This is a genomic window from Verrucomicrobiota bacterium (assembly GCA_037139415.1).
GTDB lineage: Bacteria > Verrucomicrobiota > Verrucomicrobiia > Limisphaerales > Fontisphaeraceae > JBAXGN01.
The window spans coordinates 43,721-53,482 of record JBAXGN010000023.1 but is presented as its reverse complement, the minus strand read 5'-3'; the positions used below and the strand labels follow the sequence as shown (position 1 = coordinate 53,482).

Annotated in this window: 6 protein-coding genes; 2 read left to right on the top strand and 4 right to left on the bottom strand. The window is 61.9% G+C overall.

The window, feature by feature from the left end; translation table 11 throughout:
* From WCO56_06180 to WCO56_06165, 4 genes are all read right to left on the bottom strand, one after another.
* The coding region (locus WCO56_06180; GenBank protein ID MEI7729137.1) for a cyclic beta 1-2 glucan synthetase at positions 1 to 1,715 on the bottom strand (1,715 nt) is incomplete at its 3' end.
* 6 nt (positions 1,716 to 1,721) lie between these two features.
* Positions 1,722 to 6,377 carry a glucoamylase family protein gene (locus tag WCO56_06175; protein ID MEI7729136.1) on the bottom strand — a complete coding sequence of 1,552 codons (4,656 nt, stop codon included), beginning with the start codon at positions 6,375 to 6,377 and terminating at the stop codon, positions 1,722 to 1,724.
* A 113-nt stretch (positions 6,378 to 6,490) separates the two neighbouring features.
* Positions 6,491 to 6,706: a DUF3185 domain-containing protein gene (locus WCO56_06170; protein MEI7729135.1), complete on the bottom strand. Its 216-nt coding sequence runs from the start codon at positions 6,704 to 6,706 to the stop codon at positions 6,491 to 6,493.
* A gap of 83 nt (positions 6,707 to 6,789) precedes the next feature.
* The gene (locus WCO56_06165; protein MEI7729134.1) at positions 6,790 to 7,566 is read right to left on the bottom strand and encodes a BON domain-containing protein; all 777 of its coding nucleotides are present in this window, start codon (positions 7,564 to 7,566) and stop codon (positions 6,790 to 6,792) included.
* Positions 7,567 to 7,738: 172 nt separating this feature from the next.
* Between WCO56_06165 and WCO56_06160 the strand changes: the two genes are divergently transcribed.
* Together WCO56_06160 and WCO56_06155 are read left to right on the top strand one after the other, a co-directional pair.
* On the top strand, positions 7,739 to 9,316 hold the full coding sequence (locus tag WCO56_06160; GenBank protein MEI7729133.1) for a PAS domain S-box protein: 1,578 nt from the start codon (positions 7,739 to 7,741) through the stop codon (positions 9,314 to 9,316).
* Positions 9,313 to 9,759 carry a response regulator gene (locus WCO56_06155; GenBank protein ID MEI7729132.1) on the top strand — a complete coding sequence of 149 codons (447 nt, stop codon included), beginning with the start codon at positions 9,313 to 9,315 and terminating at the stop codon, positions 9,757 to 9,759. Before WCO56_06160 ends, WCO56_06155 begins: the two co-directional genes overlap by 4 nt.
* Positions 9,760 to 9,762 lie beyond the last annotated feature (3 nt).

Sequence of the window (9,762 nt, the reverse complement as noted above, 5' to 3'; positions counted from 1 at the left end):
CCATCGGGCGTGAAGCCCCCCAGGCCGTTATGGAAAAGCAACGCCCGCGGCGGCAGCGGCGCAAATTGATGGGAATCACGGAACGTGGACCGGGTGGGCGTCAACTCCGGGATCAGCAGTTCGGCGCTGCCGGGGCGTTCCAATTGTTCGGCCAACGTGCCCTGTTCGTCCACCAAAATCAGCCGCGCCACCGATTGCAGGAGGATGCGGTCCGCACTGGAAACCTGCTCCAGGCGCCGGACAAAGATCCCGCCCGGCTTGTCCATCATCTGCGCTTCAATCCCCGAGGCGATCAGGCTGATGATCTGGTCGTGCAAGGGCTGGCGATACACCGAAACGTCTTCGTTCAAAATAACCAGTTCCACCGCCAGGCCTTTCATGCGCCAGTAGGAGTGCGCCTGGATGAGCTGTTGCACGATCTCGATTTTGGCCGGGTCGCTGATCCGCAGCAGGACAATCGGCGCGTCGCCGGAGATGCCATAACTCCACAGTCCGCTTTGGCCGCGCCGGTTGCCGAGCAACACGCCGGGCGTGGCGCGCCGGGCGGGGTTGGCATAGATCAACGTGCCGGCCAATCGCGCATAAAGCTGGGCCTCGGCCTCCGAGGCATTGAGGTGCCGCAAGGTGACCTGGCTGTGCGTCCAGGCAAGGTCCAAGGCGCGATCAGCCATGCGGGGGTTGTGATATTTTTCGACCAGTACCAGCGCCGCTTCCCGGGTTTCCGCCACGCCCAGGACGAAATCCACGCGGGCCGTTTCATGGGGTGCCAGCGTGACTGTGCGGCGCAACGCGACAATGGGATCCAGAACGGAGCCGGCAGTGTTGGAAAGCGGTGCCGCCTCCAGCATGGCCGCCGGACGGACCAGAGTCCGGCCGCGGCCGATAAAGCGGGCGCGGTCCGTTTCCCACGAAAGGGTTCCCTGTTCACCGCCTTGCCCCACCATCAAGTTGAGGAGCCACGGCGGCCGCTCGCCTTCCGAGCGGGGGCGGCGGGTACACAGCAGGGCGGCATGTGGCCGCACGAATTCCGTTTGCACGAACAAATTGCTGAAGGCGGGATGGGCCGCGTCCGCCGCCGGGAGCGCCAGGACCACCTCGGCGTAACTGGTCAGCTCGATGCTCCGTTTTGCGTGGGAGTGATTCGTAATCGTCACGCGCCGCAATTCCACATCGTCCTCCGGCGAAACGCTGATTTCAGTGTGGATTTCCAGGCCGGCATGGTGATGACGGAATTCGGCACGCGCCTGGGTGAAGATCGCTTCGCTGCCCTTCATGGCGCGCAAGGTGGGCTGATACGCCGCCGACCAAAATTCCCCCGTATCCACGTCGCGCAAATAGATGAACGTCCCCCAGCAATCGCGCGTGGCATCCTCGTGCCAGCGGGTCACCGCCAGGTCGCGCCAGCGGCTGTAGCCGCCCCCCGCGTTGCTGACCACCGCATGATACCGGCCGTTGGACAGCAGATGCACCTCGGGTGCGTGCAAGACGGGATTGGTAAAGATGCGCATGCTGCTTTCGCCTTCGCCAGCCAGCTTCCGCGATCCCCCCAAGCCCACCGCTTCGGAAAGCACCTGGGCAGCGGTATGCGGCACGCGTTCCTGCAATAATAATTCGGCCGCTTTGAAAAATGGACACGCCAGGAAACATCGTTGCAGGGGATGATTGAGCAACACATCCGCCAGCGCCAGCAGCCCCATCCCCTGGTGATGCGCCATGAACGATCAGATGGTGACACTGGTCTGGCCGGGCGGCAGACGCGCCGGGGTGTAATCCACCGCCTCGTAAAAACCATACGCGCCCGCGCGCCCCTCGGCGGCCAGGCGTTCCAGGTTTTCGCACGCTTCCCGGGGCGCAACCATCAGCGCCATCAGGGAAGCATACGGCGCGATGACCAGATCCTCCCCCAAGCCGCGCTTCAAACCCAGTCCCGGCACTCCAAAAGCGCGATATTGATAGTTCAGTTCCACGTCTGTCCGATTGTAGCCGGATTCGGAAACACCCCACGGCACACCGTGCAGCCGACCATACGCGATTTGTTGCGCCACGGCCCCCTGATACGATTGATCGAGCAACGTGTTTTCGTAGTTGGGCATGACCAGCAGCGGCATCAGGTATTCAAACAGCGACCCGCCCCAGGAGACCAGCACCGGCTCGCCCCGTGCCGCGACCAACAGCCGGCCCAGCGAGAACCAGTGCTTTTGCGCCACCTGTCCCTGGGCGATGGCGACGTAACTGCACAGCCGCGCCTCGGAAGCCAACAGATCATAAAAACCCGGGTCGAGTCGGCGTTCGGTGACGTTGTATCCGATGGCAAACAAATCCCGCACCGGATCGAACAAAAAGGTGAAATCCATCGCCGCCAACTCACCGCATTGCTTGACCAAGGCCGTTAACGCGAGCAGGCGCTGGCGGGCATGGTCGCCGCCTTCGCGCAAACAGCGCAACCATTCCGCGAGCCGGGCGCTCGCCTCATCGGGAGAGGGGGAAACGCCCCCGGCGCTCTCTTGCAGCGCCGCTTCGATCAAGGGACTCAATGTGCGGTCCAACTCCGCCACCTCGCGCAACGTGGGGTGCTGGTTGAGCCCGGCGAGCTTTTCCTCGAGACTGCCAGGCGGCGGCGTGAGGTGTTGCCTGTTAGTTCCGCATTCCGCATTCCGCATTCCGCAATGCGAAGCCAGCCACGGCGCCAGGAAGGTCAAATCCTCCAAATGCTCCCGGCAATCCCGCGCCAGGGCCTGGGCCCACCATTGCAATTCGTCTCCCGCTTCGGGGCTCAGGGCGGCGGCCATCCGGGTAGCCTGGTCCGACACCCGGCGCAGCAACGCAAACCCGGCGCTGAGCGTGGCCGGCGCGTCCGCCAACTCGGCGTCCAGACTTTTCAGCGCGGGATTTTTGCCATCCAGTTCGCGCAGAATGGACACGGTGTCGCGCAGGCCGGGAAAAAGCCGGGACGGGAGAATGGGCTGGCCAGGGAGTTCTCCCAAGCCGGCGCCGAGGGTCAGCAGATGCCCCGCGAGATTGCCGCTGTCCACACTGGAGATGTAGAGCGGGAGCAGCGGCTTGAGTTGGCGCGTCTCATACCAGTTATAGAAATGGCCTCGGTACCGCTCCAGGCGCTGCATGGAGGCGAAGGTGTTCCGGGTGCGCAACAGCAGTTGGCTGACCGGCAGATAGCCGAAGTCGCAGGCCGCCAGGTTGGCCAGCAACGCCAGCCCCATGTTCGTGGGCGAAGTGCGCGTGGCAATGACCGGCCCCGGCTCTTCCTGATAGTTGTCCGGCGGCAGCCAGTTTTCCCGGGCGGAGACAAAGGTTTCAAAAAAACGCCAGGTCTTGCGCGCGGTCTGGCCGAGGAACGCCCATTGTTCGGCCTTCAGCACAGGCACCAGCGGGGTGATCGGCTGGCTGATCCGCCAGGCGATCCACGGCGCGCTCAGCCAAAGAACCAGGATGGGCGCCGCCAGCAGCAACTGGCCGGGCTGCATTACGGCCAGGAAACACCCGCTCGCCAGCGCGACGGCCGGTGCGATCCACATGGTCACACAAAACGCCTTCAGATCCGCGCCGGCCGCGCGTTCAGAATCGCCGGCCGTTTGCCATTCCAGGAGGCGTTTGCGGGTGATGAACAACCGCAGCAGCGTCCGCCCGATGGCATCCAGGCTGATAAACGCGTCGTACGGTAAAAACGCGAAGGTGAGCAATGCCTGACCGAGCTGGCGGCCGCACGATCCGACCATGCCCCGCAGATGCAGCCGCAGCGGCAGTTCCTCCGGCTTGCGAAACACTTCGATGACCGACGATAACACGCCGGGCAGCCCAACGATCACCAGCACCAGCAGCGGCCCGATGCCGCCCAGTTCCGGCAGCAACATCCAGTTGCCGAGCAATAAAAGCATCAGCGCCGCCGGGATCAGGCTGCGCCGCAGGTTGTCGAAAATCTTCCATTGCGACAGGCCGGAGAGCGGGTTGGCGATGCGCCGGGCATCCGGCCCCGGAACCCGGGGCAACAGCCACTGGGCAATCTGCCAGTCGCCGCGAATCCAACGGTGCCGCCGGTTGATGTCGGTGTTGTAGCGCGCGGGATATTCCTCGTAAAACTCCACATCGCTGACGAGCGCCGAGCGGGCATGGCACGCTTCGATCAAATCGTGACTCAGCACCGCGTTTTCCGGAAAGCGGCCCCGCAAGGCTTGCTGGAACGCGTCCACATCGTAAATTCCTTTCCCGATGAAGGAGCCTTCCTGGAACAGATCCTGATAGACGTCCGAAACCGCCCGCGTGTAGGGGTCAATGCCGACGTCGCCCGCAAACAGTTTCACAAACCAGGAGCGACCGGCGCTGGGCAGGCTCACGCCCACGCGCGGCTGCAAAATGCTGTAGCCCTCGGTGACAATCCCGCGCACCGCATCGAACTGGGGCCGGTTCAGCGGATGGGCAATCGTCCCCACCAACTGACGGGCGGCCTCGCGCGGCAGTTGGGTATCCGTGTCCAGCGTGATGACAAATTTAATGCCCGGAAAGAGTGCCGGATCACCAATGATCACCGAAAAGCAGTCTCGCGCTCCGCCACGCAGCACCGCATTGAACTCCGTCAGCTTGCCCCGCTTGCGTTCATAACCCATCCAAAGGTTTTCCACCGCGTTCCAGCGGCGCGGCCGGTGGAACAGAAAGAAGATGCCGGGTCGGTCGGATTGGTATTTTTGGTTCAGCAGTTCGATGCCGGCCTGCACCCGCTGCAGCAGCGCCCCGTCTTCCGGCATGCTCTCCGCCGGCGCATCGCGGAAATCCGTCAGCAGCGCGAAGAACAGGTTTGAATCCCGGTTCGCCAGGTAATGAATCTCGATGGTTTCAATGAGCTGGGCAATGCCGCTGGCACTGGTCAGCAGGGTGGGCACGGCCACCATGGTGCGGCATTCGGGCGCGATGCCGGCGGAGTAATCCAGGCGGGGGAGCAGGTGGGGCAGCACGAGCAGCGTGGATAGCCAATTGAGCAGCGCGACTGCCAGTTGGCTGGCGCACAGCAGGAAGATGGGGATGAAGAAAATGAGCCGCCAGCCCGCGACCTCCAGAGCCAGGGCCTGCTGCACCAACCCGAACGTCCCGAGCGCGGTCAGCAGGCTGATGCCGCCGGCATAGACGACCATCGGGAACCGGCGCACCCCACGTTCAAGGCCAGTCCGCCACGGCCAGCGCACGACGATGGCGCGCTCCAAGGGTGCCTGCCCTTTGTCAATCAGGTAGTAGCCCACGTGGGCGGTGCGCGCCGCGCGCCCGTGCTCCCGCGCGGCGTCCTCGGCGAATCCGATGGCACGACGCGCGACGTCGGTCTCGGATATATGGCTATGCCGGGCGAGGGCCTCCACTGCATGACGGTAGCGATCGCGTGTGGCAAAATCCATCGTGCCATAAACCCGCGCCGGATCCGTGCGCAACGTCTGCTCCACCACGCTCAGCTCCTCCACAAAATCCCGCCAATCCAGGGCGCCGAGGAAGCGCAGGCTGATAATGGTGTGGCTGATGGACACTTGGTCGGCCGCCTGGTTCTGGCTCTCCTGATGCACGAGCGCCTCGATGGACAGCCCTTGCTCCGTGAGCCGCTGTTCGAGCCAGCTCCGCGCCAGGTGGACCACCGGGTTTTGGCGGGATAAGCGCTGGCAGAACTCCGCGACGAATGCGCTGGACAGGGACAGTTCCGCCTTCGCCATATCCGCCACCACGACGACGAGGTGCGACGGATGCTTCTCCGCCATGTCCTGCAAGCGGTTCACCCACAAGTCCGCGAGGTCGCGATCATGCCGGGCGACCACCAGGCGGGCGGTGACCCGGCGCAGATTCTCAATCAGCGCCAGCCGCAGCATAATCGGCACCGCCCACAGCTCGCCCATTTTCAAGGCGGACACCGTTTGGTAAGCCGCGACGAAGGCGCGCAACGATTCGGCGTCAATCTGCGCGTCCACGTGCGAAATTAACTCGAGCACCAAGTCATACACGCGGGGAAGGCCGGCGGAAGGGCCGGTCAGGAGGCGGGACAGCTCCCGGCTATAGCCCAGGGGGAGATGCCGCCGGGCCATTTGAATCTGCTCTTCGATCAGGTAGAAGTTATCCAGCAGCCACTCGGCGGCGTGGGTGACGCGCCGGGTTTGATCGGCGGCGTAGGTCGAGCGGTTGTAGTTTTTAAGGATCTGCTCGTTTTGGTCCAGCCGGGCCAGCAGGGTATGGGAGCCGCGCCGCAGGACGACCTGATGCTGCGCCGCCAGCGCCTGGGCATGACGTCCCAGTTGTTCGAGGCTGAACAACTCCGCCCGCAATGGCGGGTCGCTCGCGACGGGATGCGGACGCGCCTGCTGCGCCATCCAATCCCGCAACTGTCGCGCTGCCATTTGTATGGGGTTCCGCATGTTCATCGCTCCACCGCAGTACACCACTGAGCCAGGGTATGGTTTAACCTGGCCGCCGAGGTAAGGCGGTGGCAACCGTTAAGGTGCCGGGCGGGCTAGATCTGCCGGGGTTTCACCACCAGCAACACGATCCCGCCAACGAGCGCCAAGGCGCCGACGACCGGCGGGATAAAGTGGCTGTGGGTGGTTTCCACATGCATACCGAGGAACTCAATCGGTTTCCCCGGAGTCTTGAAGGTGATGCCCGAATAAGCGAGCACCACAATGCCGAGCGTCACCAGGATGACGGCAATAATGGTCTTGGGATTCATGGTATTTCTCCAGTTTGTTGGTTTGTTGGTTTGGGCGATTGTGGTTGCTGGTGCTAGCGCGCCAGCAACCGCAATCCGCCAGTTCAGTTGCTGGCCACCGGTACCGCGATGGTCATGTTGTTAATCACGTTAGTCACGCCGTCAATGTCCGTGACAAGCTTGGTGACCAAGCTCTTTTCGGCGTCATTTTTGGCGACACCGCTCACCGTGACCACGCCATCCGTCGTCGTGACCTTGGTTTTCATCGCGCTCGTGGAATGATGCGCCACCAATGAGGATTTGACCTGTGCCGTGATCGAGGCGTCGTCAATCTTCTCGCCGATTGTCTCAGCCGGTTTGGCCGGGGACGCCACCACCGTCATCTTGTTTTTCACCTCTTTGATACCCTCGACATCCTTGGCATATTCGCCGGTCAGTTCCTTTTGCGCTTCGCTGGTGGCTTCGCCGGTCAAGGTGGCGACGCCGTCTTTCACATCCACATCGGTCTTCGTGGTGCTCACGTTGCGATGGAATAGGAGCGCGGTTTCCACTTTGAGGCCGAGCCAGCCGTCCGAGTGTTCCGCTGGGCATTCGCCTTTGACCTTCAGACGATTTTCCACACTGGTGACGCCGGGCAAGCCTGCCACGGTGTCTTCGGCCAGGGTTTTATGGGAATCCTTGGCGACCGTTCCGGTCAGGGTGACGACTCCGTCCTTGGACTCGGCCTTGATCGAATCATGCTTGAGGTACGTTTTGTACACATGGGTTTTTCCGAACGAGGACTCAATGCGGTCATCGGTGTCGGAGGCGCGCAGGGACGCCGGGTTGACTAACAGGACGCTCGAGGCTACGAGTAGCGCGAGCAGGTTGTTTTTTTTCATTTTGTTCTTTTCTATTTTGTATTGGCGCGGTTGGTTTTAACGCCACCAACAGGGTACGCTGGCGACTGGCCCTTCGCTATGGGGTGTAACCCTACTTCCCTTTCGACGACTCTTTGCCATGGGGTAAACACCCCATAGCGATCCGCCCGTTTACTCGTTATGGTTCAATGCCATGACAAGCAACGAAATTCCTCCGGCTGAAGAGGGGCATAATCTCGGCGTCACGGAGCGCCAGCGGACGGCGGAGGCGCTACGCACCTCGGAGGTCCGCTATCGCCGGCTCTTCGAGTCGGCCAAAGACGGCATTTTGATCCTGGATGCCGTCACCGGGATGGTCGTGGATGTGAATCCGTTCTTGATCAAGCTGCTGGGCTTCTCACACGCGGAATTCCTGGGTAAAAAAATCTGGGAACTGGGCTTTTTCAAGGACATCGTCGCCAACCAGGCCAACTTCGCGGAACTCCAACAAAAGGAATACGTCCGTTACGAAGACAAACCGTTGCAAACCGAAGACGGCCGGCGCATCGAGGTCGAATTCGTCAGCAACGTCTATCTGGTAAATCACCACAAGGTCATCCAGTGCAATATCCGCGACATCTCCGAGCGCAAACGGAGCGCGGAGGCGTTACGCGCTTCGGAGGTCCGCTATCGCCGGTTGTTCGAGGCGGCGCGCGACGGCATCTTGATTCTGGATGCCGAGACCGGGATGATTGTGGATGTGAATCCATTCTTGATCGAGATGTTGGGTTTTTCGCACGAGGTATTTCTCGGCAAGAAAATCTGGGAACTGGGCTTCTTCAAAGACATCGTCGCCAACCAGGACAACTTTGCGGAACTCCAGCAAAAGGAATATATCCGTTACGAAGATAAACCGTTGGAAACCGCTGACGGCCGACGGATCGAGGTCGAATTCGTCAGCAACGTCTATGTGGTGAACCACCGCCGGGTGATCCAGTGTAACATCCGTGACATCTCCGAGCGCAAGCGGGCCGAGGCGGAAGTCCACCGGCTCAATGCCGGACTGGAGCAACGCGTCCAGGACCGCACCGCCGAACTGCAAACGGCCAACAAAGAACTGGAGGCGTTCAGTTATTCCGTCTCGCATGATTTGCGCGCGCCCTTGCGGGCCGTGGACGGTTTTTCGCGCATCCTGGTGGATGAATACGCGCCCCAACTGCCGGCTGAAGCGCAACGCTACCTTGGCTTGATCCGCTCGAACACGCTGCAAATGGGCCATCTGGTGGACGATCTGCTGGCGCTATCGCGGCTCAACCGGCAGGCGATGACCGCCGAGACCATTGCGCCGGCGGAGCTGGTGCAAGCGGCGCTCGAACTCCTGCGCGGCGAGCAGGCGGGGCGGCACGTCACGATCACAGTGGGCGAGCTGCCCACCTGCCGGGGCGACCGTGGATTGCTCAAACAGGTGTTCGTCAACCTGATCTCCAACGCGCTGAAATTCACCCGCCAACGCGATCCGGCGATCATTGAAATCGGATGCCGCTGCCAGGCCGGCGAGGCGGTCTTCTTTGTGCGCGATAACGGCGCGGGTTTTGACATGCGCTATGTCCACAAACTGTTTGGCGTGTTCCAACGCTTGCACCGGGCGGAAGAGTATGAAGGCACCGGCATTGGCCTGGCCATCGTGCAACGGATGGTCCACCGCCACGGCGGGCGCGTCTGGGCCGAAGGCGAAGTGGATCACGGCGCGACCTTTTATTTTACGCTGAACCCCGAACCTCGCAAACCATGAAAACCGAAAACGAAGTCGAAATCCTGCTGGTGGAAGACAACCCCAGCGACGTCGAGTTAACCCTGCACACGCTGAAGAAAAATCGCCTCGCCAACAACATCCACGTGGTCCGCGACGGCGCGGAGGCACTCGACTTCCTCTTCTGCCGGGGCGCGTATGCAAGCCGGAGTCCCAACCACCCGCCCAAAGTGGTCCTGCTCGATTTAAAGTTGCCGAAGGTGGACGGTATGGAAGTGCTCCGGCAAATCCGCGGTGACGCGCGGATGCGGTTGTTGCCGGTGGTGATCATGACCTCCTCGCGGGAGGAGCGCGACGTGATCGAAAGCTACAAGCTGGGGGTCAACAGCTACATTGTAAAGCCCATGGACTTCGACCAGTTCAGCGAGTCCGTGCGCCAGGTGGGCTATTACTGGCTGCTGCTGAACCAGCCGCCCATCCTCTGAGAA